This window comes from Kumtagia ephedrae, from assembly GCF_003012745.1.
Taxonomy (GTDB): Bacteria; Pseudomonadota; Alphaproteobacteria; order Rhizobiales; family Rhizobiaceae; genus Kumtagia; species Kumtagia ephedrae.
Genome location: NZ_PXYK01000015.1, coordinates 121,881 through 147,871, shown reverse-complemented (window position 1 = coordinate 147,871; position 25,991 = coordinate 121,881). Strand labels below are relative to the sequence as shown.

General features: G+C 66.4%; 30 protein-coding genes and 1 pseudogene. 17 read left to right on the top strand and 14 right to left on the bottom strand.

Annotated features, from left to right (window positions below):
• Positions 1 to 359 (top strand): ISAs1 family transposase (locus C7I84_RS16710; protein ID WP_120785123.1); only part of this gene is annotated, 359 nt, incomplete at its 5' end.
• Here the strand turns inward: C7I84_RS16710 and C7I84_RS16705 are convergent.
• Both C7I84_RS16705 and C7I84_RS31040 read right to left on the bottom strand, forming a co-directional pair.
• On the bottom strand, positions 356 to 826 hold the full coding sequence (locus tag C7I84_RS16705) for a hypothetical protein (RefSeq protein ID WP_207771013.1): 471 nt from the start codon (positions 824 to 826) through the stop codon (positions 356 to 358). The genes C7I84_RS16710 and C7I84_RS16705 overlap by 4 nt on opposite strands.
• A 770-nt stretch (positions 827 to 1,596) precedes the next feature.
• Positions 1,597 to 1,812, bottom strand: a pseudogene (locus C7I84_RS31040) (LysR family transcriptional regulator); the annotation flags it as partial.
• A gap of 101 nt (positions 1,813 to 1,913) precedes the next feature.
• On the opposite strand from C7I84_RS31040, the gene C7I84_RS16695 reads away from it, so the two are divergent.
• Positions 1,914 to 2,909, top strand: coding sequence for an aldo/keto reductase (locus C7I84_RS16695; protein WP_106773351.1), 996 nt, complete (start codon positions 1,914 to 1,916; stop codon positions 2,907 to 2,909).
• A gap of 286 nt (positions 2,910 to 3,195) precedes the next feature.
• On the opposite strand, the gene pheT is transcribed toward C7I84_RS16695, so the two are convergent.
• The 10 genes from pheT to infC form a co-directional block, all read right to left on the bottom strand.
• On the bottom strand, positions 3,196 to 5,604 hold the full coding sequence (gene pheT / locus C7I84_RS16690; protein WP_106773350.1) for a phenylalanine--tRNA ligase subunit beta: 2,409 nt from the start codon (positions 5,602 to 5,604) through the stop codon (positions 3,196 to 3,198).
• Positions 5,601 to 6,023, bottom strand: a complete 423-nt coding sequence (locus tag C7I84_RS16685; RefSeq protein WP_106773349.1) for a GFA family protein — start codon at positions 6,021 to 6,023, stop codon at positions 5,601 to 5,603. Before C7I84_RS16685 ends, pheT begins: the two co-directional genes overlap by 4 nt.
• Positions 6,020 to 6,436 (bottom strand): ASCH domain-containing protein, encoded by a 417-nt coding sequence (locus C7I84_RS16680; protein WP_106773348.1) that lies wholly within the window; start codon positions 6,434 to 6,436, stop codon positions 6,020 to 6,022. The genes C7I84_RS16685 and C7I84_RS16680 overlap by 4 nt, the downstream gene beginning before the upstream one ends.
• A gap of 56 nt (positions 6,437 to 6,492) precedes the next feature.
• The gene (locus C7I84_RS16675; protein WP_106773347.1) at positions 6,493 to 6,771 is read right to left on the bottom strand and encodes a DUF2442 domain-containing protein; all 279 of its coding nucleotides are present in this window, start codon (positions 6,769 to 6,771) and stop codon (positions 6,493 to 6,495) included.
• The gene (locus C7I84_RS16670; RefSeq protein WP_106773346.1) at positions 6,746 to 6,988 is read right to left on the bottom strand and encodes a DUF4160 domain-containing protein; all 243 of its coding nucleotides are present in this window, start codon (positions 6,986 to 6,988) and stop codon (positions 6,746 to 6,748) included. The genes C7I84_RS16675 and C7I84_RS16670 overlap by 26 nt, the downstream gene beginning before the upstream one ends.
• A 2-nt stretch (positions 6,989 to 6,990) precedes the next feature.
• Positions 6,991 to 8,088: a phenylalanine--tRNA ligase subunit alpha gene (gene pheS, locus C7I84_RS16665; protein WP_106773357.1), complete on the bottom strand. Its 1,098-nt coding sequence runs from the start codon at positions 8,086 to 8,088 to the stop codon at positions 6,991 to 6,993.
• A gap of 128 nt (positions 8,089 to 8,216) precedes the next feature.
• On the bottom strand, positions 8,217 to 8,618 hold the full coding sequence (rplT, locus tag C7I84_RS16660) for a 50S ribosomal protein L20 (RefSeq protein WP_106773344.1): 402 nt from the start codon (positions 8,616 to 8,618) through the stop codon (positions 8,217 to 8,219).
• Between the two features lie 27 nt (positions 8,619 to 8,645).
• The gene (rpmI, locus tag C7I84_RS16655; protein WP_106773342.1) at positions 8,646 to 8,855 is read right to left on the bottom strand and encodes a 50S ribosomal protein L35; all 210 of its coding nucleotides are present in this window, start codon (positions 8,853 to 8,855) and stop codon (positions 8,646 to 8,648) included.
• A 171-nt stretch (positions 8,856 to 9,026) separates the two neighbouring features.
• Positions 9,027 to 9,653, bottom strand: a complete 627-nt coding sequence (locus tag C7I84_RS16650) for a methyltransferase family protein (protein WP_106773341.1) — start codon at positions 9,651 to 9,653, stop codon at positions 9,027 to 9,029.
• Between the two features lie 54 nt (positions 9,654 to 9,707).
• Positions 9,708 to 10,244, bottom strand: a complete 537-nt coding sequence (infC, locus tag C7I84_RS16645) for a translation initiation factor IF-3 (RefSeq protein WP_106773339.1) — start codon at positions 10,242 to 10,244, stop codon at positions 9,708 to 9,710.
• A gap of 195 nt (positions 10,245 to 10,439) precedes the next feature.
• On the opposite strand from infC, the gene C7I84_RS16640 reads away from it, so the two are divergent.
• From C7I84_RS16640 to C7I84_RS16590, 12 genes are all read left to right on the top strand, one after another.
• The gene (locus C7I84_RS16640) at positions 10,440 to 11,216 is read left to right on the top strand and encodes an alpha/beta hydrolase (RefSeq protein WP_106773338.1); all 777 of its coding nucleotides are present in this window, start codon (positions 10,440 to 10,442) and stop codon (positions 11,214 to 11,216) included.
• A gap of 9 nt (positions 11,217 to 11,225) precedes the next feature.
• On the top strand, positions 11,226 to 12,368 hold the full coding sequence (locus C7I84_RS16635; RefSeq protein ID WP_106773336.1) for a benzoate/H(+) symporter BenE family transporter: 1,143 nt from the start codon (positions 11,226 to 11,228) through the stop codon (positions 12,366 to 12,368).
• Positions 12,369 to 12,483: 115 nt separating this feature from the next.
• Positions 12,484 to 12,954 (top strand): DUF2852 domain-containing protein, encoded by a 471-nt coding sequence (locus C7I84_RS16630; protein ID WP_106773334.1) that lies wholly within the window; start codon positions 12,484 to 12,486, stop codon positions 12,952 to 12,954.
• A gap of 140 nt (positions 12,955 to 13,094) precedes the next feature.
• Entirely contained in the window at positions 13,095 to 13,925 is an 831-nt protein-coding gene (locus C7I84_RS16625) for an aldo/keto reductase (protein WP_106773333.1), read from the top strand.
• 134 nt (positions 13,926 to 14,059) lie between these two features.
• Positions 14,060 to 14,818: a M48 family metallopeptidase gene (locus C7I84_RS16620; protein ID WP_106773332.1), complete on the top strand. Its 759-nt coding sequence runs from the start codon at positions 14,060 to 14,062 to the stop codon at positions 14,816 to 14,818.
• Positions 14,819 to 15,210: 392 nt separating this feature from the next.
• Positions 15,211 to 15,870 (top strand): phosphoribosylanthranilate isomerase, encoded by a 660-nt coding sequence (locus C7I84_RS16615; protein ID WP_106773330.1) that lies wholly within the window; start codon positions 15,211 to 15,213, stop codon positions 15,868 to 15,870.
• A 157-nt stretch (positions 15,871 to 16,027) separates the two neighbouring features.
• Entirely contained in the window at positions 16,028 to 17,248 is a 1,221-nt protein-coding gene (trpB, locus tag C7I84_RS16610) for a tryptophan synthase subunit beta (RefSeq protein ID WP_106773328.1), read from the top strand.
• 67 nt (positions 17,249 to 17,315) lie between these two features.
• Positions 17,316 to 17,606: a hypothetical protein gene (locus C7I84_RS29720; RefSeq protein ID WP_133170107.1), complete on the top strand. Its 291-nt coding sequence runs from the start codon at positions 17,316 to 17,318 to the stop codon at positions 17,604 to 17,606.
• Between the two features lie 54 nt (positions 17,607 to 17,660).
• Entirely contained in the window at positions 17,661 to 17,915 is a 255-nt protein-coding gene (locus C7I84_RS30870) for a type II toxin-antitoxin system RelE/ParE family toxin (RefSeq protein ID WP_106773326.1), read from the top strand.
• Complete coding sequence (trpA, locus tag C7I84_RS16600) at positions 17,912 to 18,751, top strand: tryptophan synthase subunit alpha (protein ID WP_106773324.1); 840 nt, start codon at positions 17,912 to 17,914, stop codon at positions 18,749 to 18,751. Before C7I84_RS30870 ends, trpA begins: the two co-directional genes overlap by 4 nt.
• 33 nt (positions 18,752 to 18,784) lie before the next feature.
• Positions 18,785 to 19,711, top strand: a complete 927-nt coding sequence (gene accD / locus C7I84_RS16595) for an acetyl-CoA carboxylase, carboxyltransferase subunit beta (RefSeq protein WP_106773322.1) — start codon at positions 18,785 to 18,787, stop codon at positions 19,709 to 19,711.
• Between the two features lie 85 nt (positions 19,712 to 19,796).
• Entirely contained in the window at positions 19,797 to 21,140 is a 1,344-nt protein-coding gene (locus C7I84_RS16590) for a bifunctional folylpolyglutamate synthase/dihydrofolate synthase (protein WP_106773320.1), read from the top strand.
• 36 nt (positions 21,141 to 21,176) lie between these two features.
• Here the strand turns inward: C7I84_RS16590 and panC are convergent, their stop codons facing one another.
• Complete coding sequence (gene panC, locus C7I84_RS16585; RefSeq protein WP_106773319.1) at positions 21,177 to 22,028, bottom strand: pantoate--beta-alanine ligase; 852 nt, start codon at positions 22,026 to 22,028, stop codon at positions 21,177 to 21,179.
• Positions 22,025 to 22,870, bottom strand: coding sequence for a 3-methyl-2-oxobutanoate hydroxymethyltransferase (panB, locus tag C7I84_RS16580; RefSeq protein WP_106773317.1), 846 nt, complete (start codon positions 22,868 to 22,870; stop codon positions 22,025 to 22,027). The genes panC and panB overlap by 4 nt, the downstream gene beginning before the upstream one ends.
• 303 nt (positions 22,871 to 23,173) lie before the next feature.
• Here panB and C7I84_RS16575 point away from each other — a divergent pair, with 303 nt between their 5' ends.
• Genes C7I84_RS16575 through cysW form a run of 3 tightly spaced genes read left to right on the top strand, consistent with a single transcriptional unit; the run spans position 23,174 to position 25,978 of the window.
• Positions 23,174 to 24,208 carry a sulfate ABC transporter substrate-binding protein gene (locus C7I84_RS16575; RefSeq protein ID WP_106773316.1) on the top strand — a complete coding sequence of 345 codons (1,035 nt, stop codon included), beginning with the start codon at positions 23,174 to 23,176 and terminating at the stop codon, positions 24,206 to 24,208.
• Positions 24,208 to 25,071, top strand: a complete 864-nt coding sequence (gene cysT, locus C7I84_RS16570) for a sulfate ABC transporter permease subunit CysT (RefSeq protein ID WP_106773315.1) — start codon at positions 24,208 to 24,210, stop codon at positions 25,069 to 25,071. The genes C7I84_RS16575 and cysT overlap by 1 nt, the downstream gene beginning before the upstream one ends.
• On the top strand, positions 25,061 to 25,978 hold the full coding sequence (gene cysW / locus C7I84_RS16565) for a sulfate ABC transporter permease subunit CysW (protein WP_106773314.1): 918 nt from the start codon (positions 25,061 to 25,063) through the stop codon (positions 25,976 to 25,978). Before cysT ends, cysW begins: the two co-directional genes overlap by 11 nt.
• Positions 25,979 to 25,991 lie beyond the last annotated feature (13 nt).

Below are 25,991 nucleotides of genomic sequence, written 5' to 3'. Positions count from 1 at the left end.
GCTTTCCCGGCCTCGCCGCCATCGCCATGGTCGAGGCGAGCGTCGAGGAAGCGGGCGCCGTCACAACCTCACGCCGCTTCTATCTGTCCTCGGCAAAGCTCACGCCGGAGCGTCTCGCCGAAGCCGTTCGCGGCCATTGGGCGATCGAGAACTCCCTCCACTGGGTGCTCGACGTCGTCTTCCGCGAGGATCAGTCGCGCCTGAGAAAGGGACATGGCGCGCATAACATGGCCATCGTCCGCCACTTCGCCCTCAACGCCGTCCGTCTTGCAAAGGGCAAGCACTCCATCAAAACCACGCGAAAGCTCGCCGGATGGGATACAAACGAACTCGCGCGAATCCTAAGCCCTGCCCGTTAACCTGGACTCGTTGCCCTGCGGCGGCTCCAGGGTTTCAGCGGATCGAGCAGAGGCAGGGAGGTGCTGCGGGCGCGGATTTTCGGCCGCGCCGGCATGCGGACGGGGCCGGCCCCGGGCCGGAATTTCGGCTGCGGTTTCTGCCGGGGCGGCGGCAGGGCGACCACAAGGCCGCGCGCGGCCACGACGATGAGGCGCCGCACCGCCGCTTCGGCGGGGCGCAGGAGCCGGAGTATGGCGCGGTGGAGGCGGCGGGGAAGGGTGAGTGCCGGGTCAAGTGCCGGCGTAAGTGCCGGGGACAGTTTACTTTTTTCGGCCCGCGCGAGGCCTGAACCGCCGCCGCCTTTCTGCCGAAAGAAAGTAAACTGTCCCCTGAGTTCCTCGAGTTCCAGGCCGGCCATGGCGACGAGCATGGCGAGGATGCGCTTCAGCGCCTCGCGATTCTTCTCGATTGCCGCATCCCAGTCCACCGCCGCCTCCTTTCCTGCACAGGCGGCGGGATTATCGCCCGGGCCGGGAGGGGCGGGGATAAAATGAGGGAAAATCATCCTGACGGATGCTGACAACCTCCACCCCCAACCCCTCCCCACAAGGGGGAGGGGACTTTGTTGCCGCCATGCCGGGCGAAACCGTTGACGATTGGCGCTTGGCAGAGATGCCAGCCTGTCCCCCTCCTCCCGTGAACGCAGGGCTATCGCATATGAGTATCCGAGGGGCAGACAGCTCTGCGTCGTCATTCCGGGGCCGCGCAGCGGAACCCGGAATCCAGAGTGCCGACGCTGCCCGAAATGCCTGGATTTCTGCGAGGTCTCGCTTTTCCTTCGACGCCAACGCTCTGGATTCCGGGTTCCGCTGCGCGGCCCCGGACTGACGATCATCATCGGCATATGCGATTGCCCTGCCCCTTCAGGGTGGGGGTAGATTCACATGCGATAGCCCCTGTCCCTCAAGAGGGAGGGGGCTTGCCGCCCATCATGAATGTCCGGCGGTATTGGTTTCCGCAGCCGCTCACCTCAGTGTCGGCGCCCCTGCGGTGAAAAAGGCGGTATCAACCCTGCGCCCCGCCCCGCGGCTCGCCGCGATGCCGGAAGAAATCGACGAAGGCGCGCAGGGCCGGCCGCATCTGGCGCCGGCTCGGATAATAGACGTGAAAACCGTCGAACCACGGGCACCAGTCCTCCAGCACGCGCACCACCTGCCGTCGGCGAGCGGCTGGCGGACATAATCCTCGAAGACGAAGGCGATGCCGCTCGAGCAACTGCGCCCCAGCCTCCGTCGGCGCCACGCTGCGCGTGCTGCGGGCCAGCAGCCTGACTCCCAACCCGTCTTCCAGGCTGGCGACGGCATGGCTGACGGCCGAGGGCGCGACGCCGAGCTCCCTGGCGGCGCCGCGAAAGCTGCCATAGCGTGCGACCGCGGCAAGCACGGCGAGCTGGGCGAGATAGGTGCGCTTCATTGCTCCATTTTATCGAACAGGCCATGACATTGCGCGTATATTCTCGAACAGGGTTGCAGGCCCTACGTTTGCTGCATCGCACAAGACAGCAGGAGCGACCGATGCCAAACCGCAAACTTGGAACCGAAATCGACGTCTACCCGGTCGGGCTCGGCTGCATGGGGATGAGCCACGCCTATGGCGGCCAGGACGAAGCCGACGCCATCCGCACGCTGCACCGCGCCGTCGAGATCGGCGTCACCTTCTTCGACACCGCCGAGGTGTACGGCCCGTTCGACAACGAGGTGCTGGTCGGCAAGGCGCTGCGGCCGCTGCGCGACCGCGTCGTGATCGCCACCAAATTCGGCTTCAGGATCGCCGAGGAAGGCAAGGGGACCGAGCGCATGGTCGGCCTCGACAGCCGGCCGGAGCATGTGAAGGCCGTCGCCGAGGCGTCGCTGCAGCGGCTCGGCGTCGAGGTGATCGATCTTTTCTACCAGCACCGCGTCGATCCCACGGTACCCATTGAGGACACGGTCGGCGCCATGGCCGATCTCGTGCGCGCGGGCAAGGTCAGGGCGCTCGGCCTGTCGGAGGCGAGTGCCGCGACCATCCGGCGCGCCCATGCCGTGCATCCGATCGCCGCCGTGCAGAGCGAATACTCGCTGTGGACCCGCGAGCCGGAGGCGGACGTGTTCCCGGTGCTGCGCGAACTCGGCATCGGCTTCGTGCCCTTCAGCCCGCTCGGCCGCGGCCTTCTGACCGGAGCGATCCGCACGGGCGCCGATCTCGGCGCCGACGACTGGCGCCGCACCCTGCCGCGCTTCCAGCCCGAGAACATGGCGACGAACGTCGCCATCGCCGATACGCTGCAGCGACTTGCGGTGGAGAAGGGCGTGACCGCCGCGCAGCTGGCGCTCGCCTGGGTGCTGCATCAGGGCGATTTCATCGTGCCGATCCCCGGCGCGCGCAAGATCCATCACCTGGAGCAGAACACCGCGGCTGCCGGGATCTCGCTCGGCGCGGCCGAGCTGGCGGCGATCGGGGAAGCGGCGTCGCCGGACAAGGTCGCCGGCAAGCGCTACCCCGATGCGGCGCTGGTGCAGGTGGATCGGTGAACTAAGGATCTCACGCCACTGGCGTTGTGATTGACGGCTTTACCCCCACCCTAACCCCTCCCCACAAGGGGGAGGGGGACTTTGCGGCCGTCTATACCGCGTAAAACCGTCAATGGTTGATTGGCGCCTGGCGGAGACGCAGGCCGATGCCCCTCCCCCTTGTGGGGAGGGGTTAGGGGTGGGGGTAAACTCATCTGGGATTGCCCTGCCTCGGGAGGCCGGATGAAGGAGTACCGGACGGGGGATCATGATCATGAGGCCGCCGGACCAAGCCGTCGGCATAAGCCTACCCCCGCAGCACGCCGCCGGTCTGCTTCTTCACGTTCTCGACGATCCGCCCCGCCAGCGCCTCGAAATCCTCGTCGGTCAAGGTCCGCTCGACCGGCTGGATCGCCACCTCGATCGCCACCGACTTCTTGCCGGCACCGAGCGAAGCGCCTTCGAACACGTCGAAGACGGAGACGCCGGTGATCAGCTTCTTGTCGGCGCCGGCGGCGGCGCGCACGATCGTGCCGGCCTCGACGGTGCGGTCGACGACGAAGGCGAAATCGCGCTTGACCGCCTGGAAGGCAGAAAGCTCCAGTCTCGGCTTGGTGGGCGTCGGCTTGGTCTTGGGCTCGGGGATGGCGTCGACGAACACCTCGAAGCCGCAGAGCGGGCCAGACACGTCGAGTGCTTCCAGCGTCTTCGGGTGGAACTCGCCGAAATGGCCGAGCACGGTCTTGGGCCCGAGCTTGATCACGCCGGAGCGGCCGGGGTGGTACCAGGCCGGCGCGCCGGCCTCGACCTGGAGCTTGTCCACCGGCGCGCCGCAGGCCTCCAGCACGGCAAGCGCGTCCGCCTTGGCGTCGAACACGCCGACCGCTCCGGCATTGCCGGCCCAGTGGCGGCCGGCGCCGTCGAGCTTTGCCGTGCCGCGGCGCACGCCGGCGGCGACGCGGCGCTGCCCAGCCGGCGTGTCGCCCTCATAGGTGCCCGACACCTCGAACAGCGCGACGTCGGCGAAACCGCGGTCGGCATTGCGCTGCGCGGCGGCGATCAGCCCCGGCAGCAGCGACGGGCGCATGTCCGACATGTCGGCGGCGATCGGGTTGGAAAGCCGCAGCTCCGGCCGGCCACCGCCGAACATTTCGGCGTGCCTTTGCGGGATGAACGACCAGGTGACGGCCTCCATCATGCCGCGCACGGCCAGCGCGCGTTTCGCCGCGCGGCTGCGGATCTGCAGCGTCGTCAGGATTTTTCCGTTGACCGCGTCGTGGCTGGCGAGCGGTCGCGGCGCGATGGCGTCGACGCCATGGATGCGCATAACCTCCTCGACCAGGTCGGCCTTGCCGTCGACATCCGGCCGCCAGGACGGAACGGCGACGTCGACGACATCGCCGCTGCCTTTCGGCGCGAAGCCGAGGCGCGACAGGATGTCGAGGGCTTCCTGCTTCGGCACGTCGAGGCCGGTGAGGCGCTTGACCTCCGAGACGGGGAAGGAGACGATCTTCGGCTCGTGTCCGGCATAGCCGACCACTTCGCTGGCCGACGGTGTGCCGCCGCACATCGCGAGCACCATCTTGGTGGCGAGCTCCAGGCCCGGCACCATCATCTCCGGATCGACGCCGCGCTCGAAGCGGTAGCGGGCGTCGGTAATGATGCCGAGCGCGCGGCCGGTGCGGGCGACGTTGAGCGGCTCCCACACGGCGGATTCGATCAGCACGTCGGTGGTGGATTCGTCGCAGCCGGAATGCTCGCCGCCCATGATGCCGGCGATCGATTCGACGCCGTTGTCGTCGGCGATCACGCACATCTCCGGGGTGAGCGCGTAGGGCCGCCCGTCCAGCGCCAGCACCATCTCGTCCTGCGCCGCGCGGCGCACGACGAGACTGCCGGCAACCTTCTTCGCGTCGAAGACATGCAGCGGCCGGCCGCGGTCGAAGGTGATGTAGTTGGTGATGTCGACCAGCGCGTTGATGGGGCGCAGGCCGATCGCCAGCAGCCGTTGCTGCAGCCATTTGGGCGAGGGGCCGTTCTTGACGCCGCGCACCAGGCGCAGCGCGAAGCCGGGGCAGAGCTCGGGGGCCGCGATGGTCAGCTTGACCGGGCAGTCGCCGACGCCGGCGACCGGCTCGATGGCAAGAGTCTTCAGCCGGCCGAGGCCGCTGGCGGCGAGGTCGCGGGCGATGCCGAAGACGCCGGTGGCGTCGGGGCGGTTGGGGGTCAGGTTGATCTCGATGACCGGATCGTCGAGCTTCGCCCATGCGGCGTAGGATTGACCGACCGGCGCGTCGTCAGGCAGGTCGATGATGCCGTCGTGCTCGTCCGACAGCTCCAGCTCGCGCTCCGAGCACATCATGCCGAAGCTTTCGACACCGCGGATTTTTCCAACCGACAGCGTGATGCCGGAGCCGGGGATGACGGTGCCGGGCGCGGCGAAGGCGCCGACCATGCCGGCCCGCGCATTGGGCGCGCCGCAGACGACCTGGACGGGGGGCTTGCCGTTGCCGGTGTCGACCATCAGCACGCGCAGCTTGTCGGCGTCGGGATGTTTTTCGGCGGTGAGCACCTTGGCAATCACGAAAGGCTTCAGCCCGGCCTTGTCGTCGACGGCCTCGACCTCCAGCCCGATCGCGGTCAGCCGCGCGACGATCTCGTCGAGCGAGGCGTCGGTGTCGAGATGGTCCTTGAGCCAGGAAAGCGTGAGTTTCATTCTGTCGTTCCGTCTGGTCTGGGTACGCTGGTCTTGACGTGGCGGGGCAGCCCGTCGGGCATGTGGACGAAGGGCAGCTGCTCGCGCACATGGGCGTGCTGGGTGGGTCGGTAGAGCGCCGGCTGGTCCATGACGCCGAGCAGGAAATAGATGCGCTCGCCGATGCGCGCGTCGGCATAGGAGATCGGCGAGCCGCAGACGCCGCAGAAGCTGCGCGTCACCGGGCCGTTTTCGAAACGGCGCAGTTCGCCGCCGTCTACGCTGACCTCGTCGGCCATGAAGCCGACGAAGGCCGCCAGCGGCGCGCCGGTGGCACGGCGGCAGTCCGCGCAGTGGCAATAGCTGACGTGATGCGGCTCGGCGCGCGCCGAGAAGCGCACGGCGCCGCAGCGGCAGCCGCCGGTGTGCGGGTCGCTCATGCGGCAACCTCCCTGTCCAGGACGTCGACGAGCCTGAAGCGCTCGCACACGAGCCGCATGTCCGGCGAGAAGCCGCCATTGCGCGCGAAATAGGCCTCGTGCGCCTGCCGCCACCAGGTCAGCGACAGGTCGCCTTCGCCCTCGTCGCGGGCGAAATCGGCATCCACCTCGTCGAAACGGCGGATGGTCACCTCGACCGTCTCGATCAGCGCTGCGCGCCGCCCCTGTCCGTCGAGCACCACGTCCCGGCGGCCGGCCGCCGGCATCGGCTCGCCGCCGGCGTCGAAGTCGCGCAGCGCGCCGCAGGTCGCGGTCTTGCGGCCGGCGAGCACCAGCGCCAGAAGCGCGTCGGCGAGCTCCGGGCTGTCGCCGAAGGCGAAGGTGACGGCTGGGGTGTGGGAGGTGAGGGTCATGACGGGGTTCCGGTCACTCGGCGGCGACCGGGCGCCTTTTGCCAAGGAACATGCTCTTACTCGGCGGCCAGCGCTGGCTTGACCGCCTTTGGATATTTCCAGCCGCTCAGCATACCTCGGATCGACAGATCCTCATCGATGTCAGGCCAGTGCACCCCATCCAACATCAACTCGACATTGTTCCGCTCCGCCGGCGAAGCCGAGACGAGGCGAGGATACCACCACAACGGCGTAACCACTTCGCGGCCATCGGCAAGCCGGACATGCAGCTGCGTCGGGTCGCACCAGGCGTCGACCGGACGTTCATTCTCAGAATATGGCTCTGAAGAACTCATGCCATGCCTCCAGAAATTCGTCTCTGTGGTCATTTGTGACCTCGATGATACGCTTCAAGTCGGATGACTTGAAGCCTTGATGCTCCGCCATCTCGACCGGCTCCAACCAGACCTTCGCCTTTCCGCCATTGCCAGCAGCGTGGATGTGCGGCGGTTCGTGCATGTCGGAACCGTAGAAATGGAACCGGATGCCGTATTTGCGAAGGACCGTCGGCATCTTTAGCTCGACAACCCTCCGAACAGCGTCGGCAGGTCGAGCGGGCGGAAGCCGTAGTGCTGCAGCCAGCGCATGTCGGCGTCGAAGAAGGCGCGCAGGTCCGGCATGCCGTATTTCAGCATGGCGATGCGGTCGATGCCCATGCCCCAGGCGAAACCCTGGTACTCGTCGGGATCGAGGCCGCCATGGCGCAGCACGTTGGGATGCACCATGCCGCAGCCGAGGATTTCCATCCAGTCGTTGCCCTCGCCGAAGCGCACCTCGCCCGGGCGCGAGCGGTCGCACTGGATGTCGACCTCAAGCGACGGCTCGGTGAACGGGAAGAAGCTCGGGCGGAAGCGCATCCTGACCTGCGGCACCTCGAAGAAGGCCTTGCAGAATTCTTCCAGCACCCACTTCATGTTGGCGACGTTCGCGGTCTTGTCGATCACCAGGCCCTCGACCTGATGGAACATCGGCGAGTGGGTGGCGTCCGAATCCTGCCGGTAGGTTTTTCCCGGAATGACGATGCGGATCGGCGGCTTTTGCGTCTCCATGGTGCGGATCTGCACGGGCGAGGTGTGGGTGCGCAGCACCTTGCGCTCGCCGGAGGCGTCCGGCGGCAGGAAGAAGGTGTCGTGCATCTCGCGCGCCGGATGGCCTTCCGGAAAATTGAGCGCGGTGAAGTTGTAATAGTCCGTCTCGATGTCCGGCCCTTCGGCGACGGAAAAACCCATGTCGGCGAAGATGGCGGTGATCTCGTCGATGACCTGGCTGATCGGGTGGATGCGGCCGCGCTCGGCCGGCGAGGCGCGCACGGGCAGCGTCACGTCTACCTTTTCGGCGGCGAGCCGGGCCGTGATGGCGGCGTCCTTCAGTTCGGCGCGGCGGATGGCGAGTGCCTCGGTGACGCGGTTCTTCAGGCCGTTGATGGCCGGACCCTTCACCTGCCGCTCCTCGGCGGTCATGCCGCCCAGCGTCTTCAGCATTTCCGAGACGGAACCCTTCTTGCCCAATGCGGCGACGCGCACCGCCTCGAGCGCCTGCTCGTCGGCGGCCGCGGCGATGTCGGCGAGGAGGGCGCTTTCCAGCGTTTCAATGTTCGAGGCTGCGACGTTCACGGTCAAACTCACGGTTCAAAGTTGAATTTCACCTTAAAAGTGAAAACCGGGGCAAAACAAAAAACCCGCGCCGGCCCTGCCAGCGCGGGTTTCCCAAATCAGAATTTCGAAAGCTTGGGAAGCGCTGGCTAGGCTACAGCGCTCTCAAAAGCGTTCGGCGTGGTGTTCTTCAGGTATTCGAGCGCGACCTTGGCCTTGCCGACCAGCGCGGCGAAAGCCTGCGGCTCGTGGATGGCCATGTCGGACAGCACCTTGCGGTCGATCTCGATGCCGGCCTTGTTGAGGCCGTCGATGAAGCGGCCGTAGGTCAGGCCGTGCTCGCGCACCGCGGCGTTGATGCGTTGTACCCAGAGGGCGCGGAAATTGCGTTTGCGCACCTTGCGGTCACGATAAGCGTACTGCAGCGACTTCTCGACCGCCTGCTTGGCGATGCGGATGGTGTTCTTGCGGCGGCCGTAGAAGCCCTTGGCGGCTTTCAGGACCTTCTTGTGCTTGGCGTGGGAGGTGACGCCTCTCTTTACGCGTGCCATGTCATGATCTCCTTATTCGTTCCGGGCTCAGAGGCCGCCGCCGTTGGGCAGGAAGTTCTTCACGACCTTCTCGCCGTCGGCCTTGAACAGAACCATCGTGCCGCGCGCGTCGCGGATGAACTTGTTGGAACGCTTGATCATGCCATGCCGCTTGCCGGCGGCTGCCGCCTTCACCTTGCCGGTGCCGGTGATCTTGAACCGCTTCTTGGCGGCCGATTTGGTCTTCATCTTGGGCATTTTGCTTTACTCCTTTGAGGCGTCATGGCCTCTTGTTTTTCTGTTTCCGGAGCCGACCAAAGCCCGGAAAGCATAAAGAACCGCCACGGCATGCCCTGCCGGGCGGTTTTTTTGAACGGGCGGCTCATACCAGCAAGTGCCGGCCGGCGCAAGCACGCGCGAGGAATGGCTTCAGAAAAGGTGGAACAGCACGGGTATGAGGCCGAGTTCCTGGCCTTCCTCGATCAGTTCGAAACAGGGAATGGCAATCAGGAATGCCAAGCCGTCGCGCAGCGTGTGGTTGAAGACCCGCGGGCTGAACGTGACTTCGGCCTGGTCCCTGAACAGGCATGGATTGGGGAGGAAGCGCGGCACCCGCTGCAGATAGGCTTCGTAGGGCGCTCCGAACAATGCCTTCAGGTGCATCTCCTCGCGCAGCGCCACGATATGGAAAGCTGTGGCGCAGAGCACAGCCGCCGCCACGGCGACGCTGATGCTTCCGGTCTGCGAGCCGACGCCAGCCGCGGCTATCGTCGAGAAGAAATAGAGAGGATTGCGCACCACCGAATAGGGGCCGGAGGCGACGATCTCGGCGGATTTGCGCCCGCCGATATAGAGGATCGACCACAGCCGCCCGCCAATGCCGATGAGGATGAGGGCAATGCCGTGCGCTTCGATGCGCTCGTGCATGAGCTCGCTGTGAGGCGAGCCGCTGAACACGAGGAGCAGGCAGAGCAGGCCGATTGCAAGCGCCAGAATGAACCGCCGCGACGCCTGATAACGAGCCATCGCGGCGGCCGTCTTGATATCTGTTTCCATGGTTCTCGATGCCGAAGCGGTCCGAACGGGCGGCACGCTCCGCCGGCATCTTGGCTATTTCGGGGCGAGAACCATCATCATCTGGCGGCCTTCGAGTTTCGGCTCGGCCTCGACCTTGGCGATCGGCGCGACCTCCTCGCGGACCTTGTTCAAGAGCTGCATGCCGAGCTCCATATGCGCCATCTCGCGGCCGCGGAAGCGCAGCGTCAGCTTGACCTTGTCGCCTTCCTCGAAGAAGCGGCGCACCGCCCTCATCTTCACCTCGTAGTCGTGGATGTCGATGTTGGGGCGCATCTTGATCTCCTTGATCTCGATGACCTTCTGGTGCTTGCGCGCTTCCGCCGCCTTCTTCTGGTTGGCGTATTTCAGTTTGCCGAGATCGAGAATCTTGACGACGGGCGGCGTGGCGTTGGGCGAGATCTCGACGAGGTCGAGACCGGCTTCCTCGGCGCGCTGAAGCGCATCCTGGATGGAAACGTCGCCGTGGTTCTTGCCGTCTGCGTCGATCAGCTGGACGCGTGGAACGCGGATGTCCCTGTTTGCGCGGGGGCCCTCCTTGACGGGCGCTCCTGCCTTGAATGGTCTGCGAATGGCCGTGGTCTCCTCGAGCCGTTGGTAGGGTTTGCGGTCCGGGCGCCCTATGTCGGGTCGTCCGGGCGCGAGTCAATAGCACGGCGAAACAAATAAATCACCAGCGCCGGAAAGAGATGTGGCCCAAAAAACGGGCACTTTCCGCTGGTCGCCGACTGTGCAAGAAGTCCTCTTCCGATTTTCCCCGACAGCAGCATGACCCATTCAGCGCCAGACCATCTCGACGTAGCCGGCATCCCGATCGCCTACCGCCGCCGCGCCGGCCGGCAGCCGGGCGTCGTCTGGCTGGGCGGCTACCGCTCCGACATGCTGGGCACGAAAGCCGTGGCCCTGGACGGCTGGGCGGAAAGGACCGGGCACGCCTGCCTGCGCCACGATTATTCCGGCCACGGCGAGTCGGGCGGTGCCTTCGTCGACGGCACCATCTCGGCCTGGCTGGCGCAGAGCCTCGCCGTGTTCCGGGCCCTGACCGAAGGACCGCAGATCCTGGTCGGCTCGTCCATGGGAGCCTGGGTCGCCCTGCGCCTGGTGCAGGAGCTGGCGAAGGCCGGCGAAAGCGCCCGTGTCGGCGGTATGCTGCTGATCGCGCCGGCGCCGGACTTCACGGCGGACCTGGTCGAGCCCGACCTGACGGAAGCCCAGAAACGCGACCTCGAAACCAGGGGCTTTTTCGAGACGCCGTCCGAATATTCGGGCGAGCCCAGCATTTTCACCCGCGCGCTGATCGAGGACGGCCGCGAGAACCGCGTGCTGACCGGGCCGCTCGACACGTTCTGCCCGGTGCATGTGCTGCAAGGCATGCGCGACCCCGACGTTCCCTACCGGCATGCTCTCAAGCTGGTCGGCCTGCTGCCCGCCGACGACGTGACGCTGGCGCTCGTCCCGGACGGCGACCATAGGCTGTCGCGCCCGCAGGACATCGAGACGATGCTCGCGGCGGTCGAGGCGCTGGTCCGACAGGCGGCGGAGTAGGGTGCCGCCATGCGCCTGTCCATCCCGGCCTCGGCCTTCGTGGCGGCTGTCGTCGGCTTCGGCGGCACGCTGGCGCTGATCATCGCCGCGGCGGATGCCGTGGGCGCCACGCACGCGCAGACGGCCAGCATGGTGACCGCGCTCTGCCTGGCGATGGCGGTGGAGACGTTCTGGCTGTCCTGGCGCACCAGGATGCCGGTGATCTCCGCCTGGTCGACCCCGGGCGCGGCACTTGTCGGCGCAAGCTCCGGCTTCACCATCAACGATGCTGTCGGCGCGTTTGTCCTGGTCGGCGTGCTTCTCGTCGCCACCGGCCTGTTCAAGCTGCTGACCCGGCTGATTTCGAGAATTCCCGCTTCCGTCGCGTCAGGCATGCTGGCCGGCATCGTCGTCACCTTCGCCATCAATGCGGTCAAGACCATTCCCGCCGATCCGCTGCTGATCCTGCCCCTGATCGTCGGCTTCTTCATCATCCGCCTGTTCAATCCGGCGCTCTCCGTTCTGGCGGTGCTGCTGGGCGGTGGCGTGCTCGCCGTGCTGCTGGGGCGCGTCGGTGCCATGCCGGCCCTGGAAATGTCGACGCTGGTGCTGACCGTGCCGGAATTCTCCATGACCTCGGTGATCGGGCTGGCGCTGCCGCTCTATCTCGTCACCATGGCCTCGCAGAACCTGTCCGGCCTGGCGGTGCTGAAGGCGGCAGGCTACGAGCCGCCGCCCGGGCCGCTGATCGCCATCACCGGGCTGGTGTCGCTGCTGACCGCGCCGTTCAATGCGCTCACCAGCAATCTCGCCGCCATCTCGGCGGCGATCTGCACGGGGCCGGACGTGCATCCCGATCCGGCGGAGCGCTGGAAGACCGGGCCTTTCTACGCGCTCGCCTATCTGGTGTTCGCGCTGTTCGGCGCCTCGCTGGTGGCCGTGTTCGCGGTGCTGCCGCCGGCGCTGATCATGCTGGTCGCCGGCCTCGGCCTGCTGGCGGCGCTCGCCAACGCTCTGGCCATCGCCTTCAAGGATGAGGCGGAGCGCATCCCTGCGACGGTCACTTTCGCCGTCACGGCGTCGGGGCTGACCCTGTTCGGCGTCGGCTCGGCCTTCTGGGGCCTGCTGGCCGGGTTGGCCGCTCTTGCCCTCGACCGCATAAAAATCCGCTAGCTTTTTCAGGTTGTTGTCCGGTTTTGGACGGACATGTCTTGAAGCTGGCAAAAACCCCTACCATCTCGATTCCAAGCAGCCGGCCCGGCTGCCGCAACCGAAGGAACGGGAGAAGATGAACACGACCGCCCTGATCCGTCCGGCCTGGACGCCCGCCACCATCGCGCTGATGGTGCTTGGCTTCGTAGTTTTCTGGCCGCTCGGACTTGCAATGCTCGCCTACATCATCTGGGGCGACCGGCTCGAAGGCTTCAAGCGCGACGTCAACCGCGCCACCGACGGCATTTTCGCCGGCTGCCGCCGCGGCGCCGACAAGACGCATCGCTGGGGCCACGGCGTAAGCCGCACCGGCAACGTCGCCTTCGACGACTGGCGCGAGAAGGAACTCGAGCGCCTCGCCGAGGAGCGCCGCAAGCTCGACGAGACGCTTGCCGAGTTCGACGACTATGTGCGCGAACTGCGCCGCGCCAAGGACCAGGACGAGTTCGACCGCTTCATGGCGAACCGCTCCCGCTCCACCCCGGCGAAGACCGACAAGAACGACAAGCCGAAGAAGGGATCGTCGGGCCTGCTCGACGACGTCTGAGGCATCGACAGCCTTTCCGGCTGATCCTCCCGGGAGCGGCGTCGCGTCAGCGGCGCCGCTTTCGCTTCCCTCTCGATATACATTCCTGCCTTCTTCCTAAATATATCCTCGTCCCATTCCCCCCTTCCGAGGACCAGCCCATGACCAAAGTTCCCGCGATCGCCTTCAACGATGGAAACGCGATACCGCAGATCGGCCTCGGCGTCTGGCAGACGCCGGACGAGGTCGCAGATTCGGCGGTCGCCGCCGCACTCCAGGCCGGCTATCGCCATGTCGACACGGCGGCGATCTACGGCAACGAGCGCGGGGTAGCCCGCGGCATCGCCCAGTCGGGCGTGGCGCGCAAGGACGTGTTCGTCACCACCAAGCTGTGGAACAACGATCAGGGTTTCGACAGCGCCCTGCGCGCCTTCGACAAGAGCCTGGAAAGGCTCGGCACGGACTATATCGACCTCTATCTGATCCACTGGCCGGCGCCGCACCGCCACGCCTATATCGACAGCTGGAAGGCGCTGGTGCGGCTGAAGGAAGAAGGCCGCGCGCGTTCGATCGGCGTGTCGAATTTCCAGCCGGAGCATCTGCAGCGCATCGTCGACGACACGGGCGTCGCGCCGGCGCTCAACCAGATCGAGCTGCATCCGCGCTTCCAGCAGAAGTACGTGCGCGCCGCCAACGAGAAGCTCGGCGTTGCCACCCAGTCCTGGAGCCCGCTGGGCAGCGGCCGCCTGCTCGGCGATGCGGCGATCGGCAGGATCGCGGCGAAGCATCACCGCTCGCCGGCGCAGGTCATCATCCGCTGGCATCTGCAGCAGGGCCTGATCGTCATCCCGAAATCGGTGACGCCCGCCCGCATCGTCGAGAATTTCGAGGTCTTCGACTTCACGCTCGACCACGAGGACATGGCAGCCTTCGCCGCCCTCGACAGCAAGGACGGCCGGACCGGGCCGGACCCGATGACAGCGACGTTCTGAGGCCAACGGTCCAAAAACCCCGACCTTGGGGGTGCTTCATTGATCAAAACCGGCGGTATGGGACGGCTTCCCGGAGCGGTCTCAAGACTGGATTTCAGGCGCAAAAAACCGGAAGAATCACGTATCGTCCGCGCATGCCGTTCGGTTTCCTGAAGCCAAAGCCTGTCCGTCCCGTCGCGCCCGCGGAGTTGCGGGTGCACGACGTGGCGGGGCGGCAGCTGCCGCTGCGCATCGTCGAGAACGACAGGGCGCGGCGGCTGACGCTCAGGATCGACGCCGGCGGGCAGGGGCTGCGCATCACCATCCCGCCGGGGCTGGCGCGCGGCGAGGTGGAGCGCTTCCTTGTCCGCCACCAGGGCTGGCTTGAGCAGAAGCTGGCGAAAGTGCCGGAGAAACCGCAGGTGCGGCCCGGCATCAAAATCCCGCTGCGCGGCGTGCCGCACATGATCGTGCACGAGCCGGCGGCGCGCGGCACGGTCGTTGTCCGCCAGGGTTTTGACGGGCCGGAGCTCGCCGTTTTCGGCGACCGCCGCCATTTGCCGCGCCGGGTGGCGGATTTCCTGAAGCGCGAGGCCAAGCGCGAGATCGAGCCGCTGGTGGTCAGACACACGGCCGCGGTCGGGCGCAAGGCGAAGGCGGTGCGCTTCAAGGACACGTCGAGCCGCTGGGGCTCGTGCACGGCGGACGGCAACCTTTCCTTCTCCTGGCGCATCATGATGGCGCCGAGACCGGTGATCAACTACCTCGTCGCCCATGAGGTGGCGCATCTCAGGGAAATGAACCACGGCCCGAAATTCTGGAAGCTGTGCGGGGAGCTTTGCCCCGATACCGAGCGCTGCAAGGCCTGGCTGAAGAAGAACGGCAGCGCGCTGCAGGCGATCGGGTTTGAATGATCTGCCGTGAGTCTCAGCGAAAGAGCGCGATACATGAAATTGCAGTGTCCGCAGCTGGTTGCCGAACTCACGCTGTATCCAGCCGAACAGAGTAGACGCACCCTCCCTATTCCTCCGGGGTATTGCTGCCCATGTTCCTCCGAACGTAGCACAGGTGGGGATGCCTGGGATGGCTGCCCTCTCCTCGGCGATGAACCAATGGCACTTGGCGAGACAAGAACCGTGGGTTTCGTCTTTCTGTCGGGGCAGAGGCGGTGAAAGCACTCGCGGCCAAGCAAACATTCTTTCTATGGGAAGGAGGGTTTATCGGTGAGGCGCGGATTCTCGAGGTCGTTGATGGTTCTCAGTAACGAGTCTCGACTCCGACATGTTTTCATGCCAAGCCCCCGGCCATGTCCCTCGACATCAAAATCTGTGGCCTGAAGACGCTGGAGACGCTCGCCGTCGCGCTTGACGGCGGGGCGAGCCATGTCGGTTTCATCTTCTTCGCCAAGAGCCCGCGCTACGTCGAGCCGGACCTTGCCGGCCGGCTGCGCGAGGCGGCGCGGGGCCGCGCAAAAGCCGTGGCGGTGGTGGTGAACGCCGACGATGCCTTCCTCGACCGTATCGTTTCCGAAACGAAGCCGGACATGCTTCAGCTTCACGGCAGGGAGACGCCGGAGCGCGTCGCCGAGGTCAAGGCGCGTTACGGACTGCCGGCGATGAAGGCGTTTTCCGTCAGCGAGTCGGCCGATCTGGACAGGATCGCGCCGTATCGCGGCATCGCCGACCGCTTTCTGTTCGACGCCAAGCCGCCGAAGGGTTCGGAACTGCCCGGCGGCAACGGTGTCTCCTTCGACTGGCGGCTGCTGCGAGAACTCGACCCGAAGCTCGACTACCTGCTTTCCGGCGGGCTGAACGCCGAAAACGTCGGCGAGGCGCTGGCGCTGGCCGGCCCGCCCGGCATCGACATTTCGTCGGGTGTCGAGAGTGCGCCGGGAGTGAAGGATGTCGGGCTGATCGACGGCTTCTTCCGGGCGGTCGGCGCGGCAAGGGCTGGCCGGGCGGCATGAAAGGTCGCCGGCGGCGGTTTACTTTTTTCGCCGGACAGGTTTAAGCGGAAAGCGCTGGGGACAGTTTACTTTCTTTCCGCCCGCGCCAGTTCTCGACTGCCGGGGCCTTTCTGCGGAAAAAAGTAAACTGTCCCCGGGGAAAATCCCAGGAAACGCCATGAACAAGCCGATCGAACCGAACTCCTTCAAGACCGGCCCTGACGAGCAGGGCATGTTCGGCATCTTCGGCGGCCGTTTCGTCGCCGAGACGCTGATGCCGCTGATCCTCGAGTTGCAGCGCCACTGGGACGAGGCCAAGACCGATCCGGCCTTCCGGGCGGAGCTTTCGGACCTCTCCACCTTCTATGCGGGGCGGCCGTCGAAGCTCTATTACGCCGAGGGCCTGACCAGGCATCTCGGCGGCGCGAAAATCTACCTGAAGCGCGAGGACCTGAACCACACCGGCTCGCACAAGATCAACAACTGCCTCGGCCAGATTCTCCTGGCCAAGCGCATGGGCAAGACGCGCATCATCGCCGAGACCGGCGCCGGCCAGCACGGCGTCGCCTCGGCCACCGTGTCGGCGCGCTTCGGCTTCCCCTGCGTCGTCTACATGGGCTCGACCGACGTCGAGCGGCAGGCGCCCAACGTCTTCCGCATGAAGCTGCTCGGCGCCGAGGTGCGGCCGGTCAGCGCCGGCCACGGCACGCTCAAGGACGCCATGAACGAGGCGCTGCGCGACTGGGTCACCAACGTGCACGACACCTATTACCTGATCGGCACGGCCGCCGGTCCGCACCCCTATCCGGAGCTGGTGCGCGACTTCCAGTCGGTGATCGGCACCGAGGCGCGCCAGCAGATTCTCGAGCAGGAGGGCCGACTGCCCGACCTCATCGTGGCGGCGGTCGGTGGCGGCTCCAATGCCATCGGCATCTTCCATCCCTTCCTCGACGACCGCGGCGTGAAGATCGTCGGCGTCGAGGCGGGCGGGCGCGGCCTCGACGGCGTCGAGCACTGCGCCTCGATGAACGCAGGCAGGCCCGGCGTACTGCACGGCAACCGCACCTACCTCCTGCAGAACGACGACGGGCAGATCCTCGACGGCCATTCGATCTCGGCGGGGCTCGACTATCCCGGCGTCGGCCCGGAGCATAGCTGGCTGCGCGACAGCGGCCGCGTCGAGTATGTGCCGATCCTCGACGACGAGGCGCTGGAAGCCTTCCAGCTCACGACGCGGGTGGAAGGTATCATCCCGGCGCTGGAATCGGCGCACGCCATCGCCCATGTGATCAAGGTCGCGCCGAAGATGGGCAAGGACCAGGTGATCATCGCCAACCTCTCCGGCCGCGGCGACAAGGACGTGCATACGGTGGCGAAGATGATGGGCATGGAGATCTGACAGGCGGCGTGTTTGGAGCCGGAGTAGGCGCGTGCTATTCTCGGTTTGAATGAACGGGACGACGGACATGGGTGAAGTGCCACTGTCACTGCACGTCGATGCTGACGTCAGAGAGAAGCTGGAGGCCGAAGCGAACCTGCAACAGACCTCCGCCGAAGATGTCGCTGAGCTTGCGATCAAGCGCTATCTCGAAATCCGCGAGCATGAGCGGGAGATTTTGCGGGAGCGGATAGCGGAAGCGGACAAGGGGGTTTTCATCTCGGGCGAGGCGATGCACCGCTGGATCGAAAGCTGGGGAACCGAAAACGAGCTTCCCCCACCGGAACCTGATGTTTTTCTGCCACCTCGGCGCACATGAAATTCATCTATCTGGCATCGACGAAACCGGACCTGGCCTGGTATCGGCTCTACTATGGGAGCATTTTTCCGGCCGGCGCCAAACACGCCTCCAGCTCAATATCTCCGGGCGATCGCCAACCTGGTAGACAATCCTCGTATCGGACAGCCCATGACAGACGATGGTTTGCGCCGATACGTCATCCCGCGTATTCCGTTCTCGATCGTCTATCGCGTCACGGAAGATCACATCGAAATTGTCCACATATGGGATCAGCGTTCCGATCCCGCGAAGCTCGGACTGCAGGAAGAGGCAGCAGCATATACATGACCACCCGCATCGATCGCCGTTTCGCAAAACTCCGGGCCGAGGGCCGGCCGGCGCTCGTCACCTACTTCATGGGCGGCGACCCGAATTACGAGACCTCGCTGTCGATCATGAAGGCGCTGCCGAAGGCGGGCAGCGACGTGATCGAGCTCGGCATGCCGTTCTCCGATCCGATGGCCGACGGTCCGGCGATCCAGGCGGCCGGCCTGCGCGCCCTGAAGTCCGGCCAGACGCTGAAGAAGACGCTGGCCATGGCGGCCGCCTTCCGCGAGGGCGACGACGACACGCCGATCGTGCTGATGGGCTACTACAATCCGATCTACATCTACGGCGTCGAGCGTTTTCTCGCTGACGCCAAGGCGTCCGGCATCGACGGGCTGATCGTGGTCGACCTGCCGCCCGAGATGGATGCCGAGCTGTGCATCCCGGCGCTGAAGGCGGGCGTCAACTTCATCCGCCTCGCCACCCCGACCACGGACGACCGGCGTCTGCCCAAGGTGCTCGAAAACACCTCGGGCTTCGTCTACTATGTGTCGATGACCGGCATCACAGGATCGGCGCTCGCCGACACCGCCGCGGTCGCGGAAGCGGTCACGCGCATCAAGGGCCATACGGATCTGCCGGTCTGCGTCGGTTTCGGCGTCAAGACGGCCGAGCAGGCGAAAGTGATCGGCGCCTCCGCCGACGGCGTCGTGGTCGGCACGGCGATCGTCAACGCGGTTGCCAATGTGATCGGACCCAAGGGCGAGACCACGGCCGACCCGGCCGAGGCGGTCGCCACGCTGGTCAGCGGCCTGGCGCAGGGCGTTCGCGCCGCCCGGCTTGCGCCGGCGCTCTGACAAGCCCATCTCCACGTTCGAAGGAACGCAGCCATGAACTGGATCACCAATTTCGTCCGCCCGCGCATCAACTCCATGCTGGGGCGCCGCGACATGCCGGAAAACCTCTGGATCAAGGATCCGGAGAGCGGCGAGATGGTCTTCCACAAGGACCTGGAAAGCAACCAGTGGGTCATCCCGTCGTCCGGCCACCACATGAAGATCGCGGCGCGCGAGCGGCTGAAATTCTTCTTCGACGACGGCAGGTTCGACGCGGTCGACAATCCCAAGGTGCCGACCGACCCGCTGAAGTTCCGTGACGAGAAGCGTTATGTCGACCGGCTCAAGGAGGCACGAACCAAGACCAGCCTGGAAGATGCCGTGCTCAACGGGGTGGGCACGATCGAGGGGCTGCCGATCGTCGCCACCGTGCAGGATTTCGCCTTCATGGGCGGCTCGCTCGGCATGGCCGCCGGCGAGGCGATCATCCGCGGCTTCGACACGGCGCGCGAGAAGCGGCGGCCGCTGGTGCTGTTCGCCGCCTCGGGCGGCGCGCGCATGCAGGAAGGCATCCTGTCGCTGATGCAGTTGCCGCGCACCACCGTGGCGGTCGACCGCTTCAAGGAAGCCGGCCTGCCCTACATCGTCGTGCTGACCAATCCGACCACCGGCGGCGTCACGGCTTCCTACGCCATGCTGGGCGACATCCATATCGCCGAGCCGGGCGCGCTGATCGGCTTCGCCGGGCCGCGCGTCATCGAGCAGACCATCCGCGAGAAGCTGCCGGAAGGTTTCCAGCGCGCCGAATATCTGATGGAGCACGGCATGGTCGACATGGTCGTCTCGCGCCTGCAGATGAGGGCGACGGTGGCGCGGCTGCTGAAGATCCTCATGAAGACGCCGGCGGAGCCTGTCGACGCGATCACGTCGGATCGGTCTGCTCCCGCAACCGATGGCGGCGAGGCACGGGCGGCGGCGTGAGGCGCCTGCCCTGCCGCCTGACCGAACTTTCGCCTCGATCCGCGAAAATGTCGGCCGACGCGGTTTCTCCGGAGCCCTGGTGTAGATGAGCGCCCACAGCACCCAAAGCCTCGCCGAGCGCGAGATCGACCGTCTGCTGGCGTTCCACCCGAAAGGCTTCGACCTGTCGCTCGACCGCATCACGCGGCTGCTCGACCGGCTCGGCAACCCGCATCTCAGGCTGCCGCCGGTCATCCATATTGCCGGCACCAACGGCAAGGGCTCGGCTGCGGCGTTTTCGCGGGCGCTGCTGGAGGCCGAAGGCCTCGGCGTCCATGTGCACACCTCGCCGCATCTGGTGAACTGGCACGAGCGCTACCGGCTGGCGGCGCCCGGCGGCGGCCGACTTGTGGCGGATGAGGTGCTGGCCGACGCGGTCGCCCGCGTTGCCGCCGCCAATCGCGGCGAGACGATCACCGTCTTCGAGATACTGACGGCCGTGACCTTCCTGCTGTTTTCCGAGCATCCGGCCGACGCCGTGGTGCTGGAGGTCGGTCTCGGCGGCCGCTTCGACGCCACCAACGTCATCCCCGACCCGGCGGTCAGCCTGATCATGCCGGTTTCGCTCGACCACGAGGCGTATCTCGGCGATCGCGTGGAGCTGATCGCCGCCGAGAAGGCCGGCATCATCAAGGCGGGCCGGCCGGTGGTGGTCGGCCAGCAGGAAAGCCCGACCGCGCTGGAGGTGATTGTCGGCGTCGCCGACCGGCTGGGCAGCCCCGTGTCGGCGTACGGCCAGGACTTCATGGCCTTCGAGGAGAACGGCCGCCTCGTCTATCAGGACGAGGAGGGCCTGATGGATCTGCCGCTGCCGCGCCTGCCGGGCCGGCACCAGTTCGCCAACGCCGCCGCGGCGCTTGCGGCGGTCAAGGCGGCGGGCTTCGACATCGGCCACGACGCGGCGGAGCAGGCGATGACCTCGGTCGCCTGGCCCGGACGCATGCAGAGGCTGACCCACGGCAGGCTGGTGGATCTCGCGCCGGCGGGCGCCGAGATCTGGCTCGACGGCGGCCACAATCCCGGCGCCGGCATCGTCGTCGCCGAGGCGCTGACCGAGCAGGAGGAGCGCCAGCCGCGGCCGCTGTTCCTGATCTCCGGCATGATCAACACCAAGGACCAGAGCGGCTATTTCCGCGCCTTCAAGGGCATTGCCAGGCATGTCTTCGCCGTGCCCGTGAGCGCCAGCGACGCCGGCGTTCCGAATGAGGAACTGGCGGCGCGCGCCGGCGAGGCCGGGCTGTCGGCCGAACCGGTCAATTCGGTCGCCAATGCCCTGATGCTGCTGCGCGACACCTGGGACCAGCGCGAGCCGCCGCCGCGCATCCTGATCGGCGGCTCGCTCTATCTGGCCGGAGCGGTGCTGGCCGAGAACGGCACGCCGCCGACCTGAGCGAGGTGCCGCTGAACCGCGTCGCCGGCGGTCCGGCTATTTCGGCAAGACCTCGACATTGTCGATCAGCCGCGTCTGGCCGAGCCAGGCCGCCACCAGCAGCCGCGCCGGACGGTCGGCCGCCTGCAGCGGCTTGAGGTCTTCCGCCGACCTGAGTTCGAGATACTCGACCTCGCGAAAGCCGGCGCCGAGGATCGTTTCGCGGGTTCCGGCGAGCGTTGGTTCCGCAGGCTCGCCTGCCGCCAGCCGCCCGGCCGCCCCGAACAGCGCGGCCGCCAGCCCCGGCGCCGCCTGGCGCTCGGCCGGCGACAGACGGACGTTGCGCGACGACAGCGCCAGCCCGTCCGTCTCGCGCACCGTCGGGCGGCCGACGACGGCGATCGGGATGTCGAGATCGCGCGCCATGCGGCGCACCACGTGAAGCTGCTGGAAATCCTTCTCGCCGAAGAAGGCGAGGTCGGCGCCGGTCTGCAGGAACAGTTTTGCCACCACTGTCGCCACGCCGTCGAAATGGCCGGGCCGGAACGCCCCGCACAGGCCCTCGCTGACCCCGGCGACCGAGACCGTGGTTGAGAAGCCGTCGGGATACATTTCGGCGCCGTCGGGCACGTAGAGCAGATGCGCGCCGAGCGGCGCGAGCTTTTCGGCGTCGGCATCCTCGGTGCGCGGATAGGCGGCGAGGTCGGCGGGGCTGTTGAACTGTTTTGGATTGACGAACAGGGTGACGATCACCCGATCCGCCTGGTCGAGCGCGGCGCGCACCAGGCTGAGATGGCCTTCGTGCAGCGCTCCCATCGTGGGGACCACGGCGAGCCGCGCGCCTGCGCGCCGCCATTCCTTGACGGTCTCGTGCAGCGCGGCAACGGTCCTGACGATCGGCACGCTCATCTGCTGCCTCCGCTGGCGCGGGGTTTCGGTTGGTCGCCGAACAGATGCTCCGCGGCGGGGAAGCGCCGGTCCCGCACGTCGCCGGCGTAGGCGGCGATCGCCGCGTCGGCGGCGTCGCCGAGTTCGGCATAACGCTTGACGAATTTCGGGCGGAAGGACGTGAACATGCCGAGCATGTCGTCGACCACAAGGACCTGGCCGTCGCAAGCCGCCGAGGCGCCGATGCCGATTGTCGGGATCTGGATCTTCCGGGTGATTTCCGCCGCCAGCGCGTCGGGCACTTTCTCCAGCACCACCGAGAAGGCGCCGGCCTCGGCCGTGGCGGCGGCGTCGCGCAGGATGCGCTCCGCATCGGCGCCGCGGCCCTGCACCTTGTAGCCGCCAAAGGCGTTCACCGCCTGCGGGGTGAGGCCGACATGCGCCATCACCGGGATGCCGCGGGCCACCAGAAAGCGGATCGTCGCCGCCATGCTCTCGCCGCCTTCCAGCTTCACCGCGGCGCAGCCGGTTTCGGCGACCAGCCGGGCGGCGTTGCGGAAGGCCTGCTCCGGGCTCTCCTCATAGGAGCCGAACGGCATGTCGACCACCATCAGCGCCCGCTCGATGCCGCGGCGCACCGCCTTGCCGTGCATGATCATCATGTCGAGCGTGACGCCGAGCGTGGAGGGCAGGCCGTGCAGCACCATGCCGACGCTGTCGCCGACCAGGATGACGTCGCAATGGCGGTCCATCATCCGCGCCATCGGCGTGGTATAGGCGGTGAGGCAGACCAGCGGCGTCCCCCCTTTGCGGGCAAGAATGTCGGGCGGGGTGAGGGCCCGTATTTCCCCTGCCGCGCTCATGGCGCCTCCTTCCCTGACGTTATCGGTCTTTTGCCGGCAGGCTTTGCCATAGTTTTGTGCAATTGCGAAGAGTTTTTGTGCGGTAGCGAATGGTTTGGGCTTGGCTGACGGAAGAGGCGACCTGCGGCCTTGCGGAGCCGCCGAAATCGGGAGGGGCTTGGCCCCGGAGAGAAAAAAGTTTCTGTGAACGCACCCAAACAGTGCGGAAAATTCGGAACGAAAGCCAAGATTGGGGATTTTGCTACGCCGATAATGTCTACCTAGCAGGTAGAATATGCTCGTTTCTCGAAAACGGAGGCGGTCATGATCCTCAATCGCAGGTCCCTGTTCCTGTCGGCGCTCATCGCCGGCTCTGTCCAGTTCGGCGCGCTCGGCTTCGCCTTTGCCGATACGACGCTGCTCAATGTTTCTTACGATCCGACGCGTGAGCTCTATCGCGAGTACAACGCCGCCTTCGCCGCGCATTGGCAGAAGGAGACCGGCGAGACGGTCACCATCCAGACCTCGCATGGCGGTTCCGGCAAGCAGGCCCGCGCGGTGATCGACGGCCTCGATGCCGACGTGGTGACGCTGGCGCTGGAAAGCGACATCAACGCCATCGTCCAGAACGGCGGCAAGATCAACAAGGACTGGCGCACGAAATTCGAGCACAATTCCTCGCCCTACACCTCGACCATCGTCTTCCTGGTGCGCAAGGGCAATCCCAAGGGCATCCAGGACTGGGGCGACCTGGTGAAGGATGGCGTCGAGGTGATCACGCCCAATCCGAAGACCTCCGGCGGCGCCCGCTGGAACTATCTCGCCGCCTGGGCCTGGGCCAACAAGGAATATGGCGGTGACGAGGCCAAGGTGAAGGAATACATCGGCGAGCTGTTCCGCCACGTCCCGGTGCTCGACACCGGCGCGCGCGGCTCGACCACCACCTTCGCGCAGCGCCAACTCGGCGACGTGCTGCTTGCCTGGGAGAACGAGGCCTTCCTGGTCGGCAAGGAGTTCGGCGAGGACCAGTTCGACGTCGTCGTGCCGCCGCAATCGATCCTGGCCGAGCCGCCGGTAGCGGTGGTCGACGCCAATGTCGACGCCAAGGGCTCGCGCAAGGTGGCGGAAGCCTATCTGCAGTATCTCTATTCGGAAGAAGGCCAGCAGCTTGCCGCCAAGCACTTCTATCGCCCGTCGAAGCCGGAACTGGTGCCGGCGGCGGAGCTGGAGCGCTTCCCGAAGATCAACCTGGTCACCATCGACGATCCGCAGTTCGGCGGCTGGGCCAAGGCGCAGCCCTATCACTTCGGTGACGGCGGCGTCTTCGACCAGATCTACAAGCCGGCGTCGTCGAACTGATGTCGATAGCCGCTGCGACCCCTGCGAGGTTGCAGTTCCGCAAGCCGAGCGTCATCCCGGGTTTCGGGCTGACGCTCGGCTTCACGGTACTGTACCTCACCCTGATCGTCCTCATCCCGCTCGCCGGCGTGGTGTGGCGCACCACCGAGCTCGGCTGGGCCGATTTCTGGGCGATCGCCACCGACGACCGCACGGTGAGCGCGCTGAAGGTCTCGTTCGGGACGGCGCTGCTCGCGGCGGCCGTCAACGTCGTCTTCGGCGTGCTCGTCGCCTGGGTGCTGGTGCGCTACCGATTCCCGGGCCGGCGCATCCTTGACGCCGCCGTCGACCTGCCTTTCGCGCTGCCGACGGCGGTCGCCGGCATCGCGCTTGCCGCCATCTACGCGCCCAACGGCTGGGTCGGCCAGTTCCTGGCGCCGCTCGGCATCAAGGTGGCGTTCACGCCGCTCGGCATCGTGGTGGCGCTGATCTTCATCGGCCTGCCCTTCGTCGTGCGCACCGTGCAGCCGGTCATGGAGGAGATCGACAAGGAGGTCGAGGAAGTCGCCGCCACGCTGGGCGCCAACCGCCTGCAGACGGTCGCCCGGGTGATCCTGCCAGGACTGGCGCCGGCGGTGCTCACCGGCTTCGCGCTGGCCTTCGCCCGCGCCGTCGGCGAATACGGCTCGGTCATCTTCATCGCCGGCAACATCCCCTACGTCTCGGAGATCGCGCCGCTGCTGATCGTCATCCGGCTGGAGGAATTCCACTATGCCGGCGCGACGGCGATCGCGGCGATCATGCTGGTGATCTCCTTCGCCATGCTGTTCGTCATCAACCTCATCCAGGCCTGGAGCAGGCGGAGGTATGGCTATGTCGGTTGAGGCATTGAGCCGGCCTTTGCCGGACGGCGCCGCTGCTGGTACCCTCGCGCCGGTGAGCAAGGCGGCATTCAAGCGCGCGACGACCGAGACCACCGCCACCAAGGCGGTGCTGATCGGCATCGCGCTGCTGTTCCTGGCGCTGGTGCTGGTCCTGCCGCTGGTGGCGGTGTTCGTCGAGGCGTTCCGCAAGGGCGCCGGCGAGTTCCTGTTCGCGCTGAACGAGCCGGATACGCTGGCCGCGATCCGGTTGACGCTGCTGGTCGCCGCCATCGCCGTGCCCTGCAATCTGATCTTCGGCGTGGCCGCCGCCTGGGCGATCGCCAAATTCGAATTCAAGGGCAAGGCGTTCCTGACGACGCTTATCGACCTGCCCTTCTCGGTTTCGCCGGTCATCTCGGGCCTGGTCTATGTGCTGCTTTTCGGCGCCGGCATCGTGCTCGGGCCGTGGCTGAAGAGCCACGGCATCGAGATCCTGTTCGCGGTGCCCGGCATCGTGCTCGCCACCATCTTCGTCACCTTCCCGTTCGTGGCGCGCGAGCTGATCCCGCTGATGCAGGACCAGGGCACCGGCGACGAGGAGGCGGCGATTTCGCTCGGCGCCTCCGGCTGGCAGGCCTTCTGGTATGTGACGCTGCCCAACATCAAATGGGGGCTGCTCTACGGCGTGCTGCTGTGCAACGCCCGCGCCATGGGCGAGTTCGGCGCCGTATCGGTGGTGTCCGGCCACATCCGCGGCCTCACCAACACCATGCCGCTGCATGTCGAAATCCTCTATAATGAGTACAATTTCGTCGCCGCCTTCGCCGTCTCGACGCTGCTGGCGGCCCTCGCGCTGGTGACGCTGGTGCTGAAATCCGTCCTCGAATTCCGGTACGGCGACGAGATCGCCGCGACCGCCAAGCATTGAGCCAGGACCGACC

Excerpts from the sequence above, each read along its gene's own strand:
- C7I84_RS16630 (WP_106773334.1), top strand. The coding sequence starts at position 12,484 with ATGAACACGACCGCCCTGATCCGTCCGGCCTGGACGCCCGCCACCATC.
- accD (WP_106773322.1), top strand. The coding sequence starts at position 18,785 with ATGAACTGGATCACCAATTTCGTCCGCCCGCGCATCAACTCCATGCTG.
- trpB (WP_106773328.1), top strand. The coding sequence starts at position 16,028 with ATGAACAAGCCGATCGAACCGAACTCCTTCAAGACCGGCCCTGACGAG.
- C7I84_RS30870 (WP_106773326.1), top strand. The coding sequence starts at position 17,661 with ATGGGAGCATTTTTCCGGCCGGCGCCAAACACGCCTCCAGCTCAATAT.
- pheT (WP_106773350.1), bottom strand. The coding sequence starts at position 5,604 with ATGAAACTCACGCTTTCCTGGCTCAAGGACCATCTCGACACCGACGCC.
- C7I84_RS29720 (WP_133170107.1), top strand. The coding sequence starts at position 17,316 with ATGGGTGAAGTGCCACTGTCACTGCACGTCGATGCTGACGTCAGAGAG.
- C7I84_RS16590 (WP_106773320.1), top strand. The coding sequence starts at position 19,797 with ATGAGCGCCCACAGCACCCAAAGCCTCGCCGAGCGCGAGATCGACCGT.
- C7I84_RS16695 (WP_106773351.1), top strand. The coding sequence starts at position 1,914 with ATGCCAAACCGCAAACTTGGAACCGAAATCGACGTCTACCCGGTCGGG.
- C7I84_RS16575 (WP_106773316.1), top strand. The coding sequence starts at position 23,174 with ATGATCCTCAATCGCAGGTCCCTGTTCCTGTCGGCGCTCATCGCCGGC.
- C7I84_RS16670 (WP_106773346.1), bottom strand. The coding sequence starts at position 6,988 with ATGCCGACGGTCCTTCGCAAATACGGCATCCGGTTCCATTTCTACGGT.
- cysT (WP_106773315.1), top strand. The coding sequence starts at position 24,208 with ATGTCGATAGCCGCTGCGACCCCTGCGAGGTTGCAGTTCCGCAAGCCG.
- panC (WP_106773319.1), bottom strand. The coding sequence starts at position 22,028 with ATGAGCGTGCCGATCGTCAGGACCGTTGCCGCGCTGCACGAGACCGTC.
- C7I84_RS16680 (WP_106773348.1), bottom strand. The coding sequence starts at position 6,436 with ATGACCCTCACCTCCCACACCCCAGCCGTCACCTTCGCCTTCGGCGAC.
- C7I84_RS16640 (WP_106773338.1), top strand. The coding sequence starts at position 10,440 with ATGACCCATTCAGCGCCAGACCATCTCGACGTAGCCGGCATCCCGATC.
- rpmI (WP_106773342.1), bottom strand. The coding sequence starts at position 8,855 with ATGCCCAAGATGAAGACCAAATCGGCCGCCAAGAAGCGGTTCAAGATC.
- C7I84_RS16625 (WP_106773333.1), top strand. The coding sequence starts at position 13,095 with ATGACCAAAGTTCCCGCGATCGCCTTCAACGATGGAAACGCGATACCG.
- C7I84_RS16635 (WP_106773336.1), top strand. The coding sequence starts at position 11,226 with ATGCGCCTGTCCATCCCGGCCTCGGCCTTCGTGGCGGCTGTCGTCGGC.
- C7I84_RS16685 (WP_106773349.1), bottom strand. The coding sequence starts at position 6,023 with ATGAGCGACCCGCACACCGGCGGCTGCCGCTGCGGCGCCGTGCGCTTC.
- C7I84_RS16675 (WP_106773347.1), bottom strand. The coding sequence starts at position 6,771 with ATGAGTTCTTCAGAGCCATATTCTGAGAATGAACGTCCGGTCGACGCC.
- panB (WP_106773317.1), bottom strand. The coding sequence starts at position 22,870 with ATGAGCGCGGCAGGGGAAATACGGGCCCTCACCCCGCCCGACATTCTT.
- rplT (WP_106773344.1), bottom strand. The coding sequence starts at position 8,618 with ATGGCACGCGTAAAGAGAGGCGTCACCTCCCACGCCAAGCACAAGAAG.
- C7I84_RS16620 (WP_106773332.1), top strand. The coding sequence starts at position 14,060 with ATGCCGTTCGGTTTCCTGAAGCCAAAGCCTGTCCGTCCCGTCGCGCCC.
- trpA (WP_106773324.1), top strand. The coding sequence starts at position 17,912 with ATGACCACCCGCATCGATCGCCGTTTCGCAAAACTCCGGGCCGAGGGC.
- C7I84_RS16650 (WP_106773341.1), bottom strand. The coding sequence starts at position 9,653 with ATGGAAACAGATATCAAGACGGCCGCCGCGATGGCTCGTTATCAGGCG.
- C7I84_RS16615 (WP_106773330.1), top strand. The coding sequence starts at position 15,211 with ATGTCCCTCGACATCAAAATCTGTGGCCTGAAGACGCTGGAGACGCTC.
- cysW (WP_106773314.1), top strand. The coding sequence starts at position 25,061 with ATGTCGGTTGAGGCATTGAGCCGGCCTTTGCCGGACGGCGCCGCTGCT.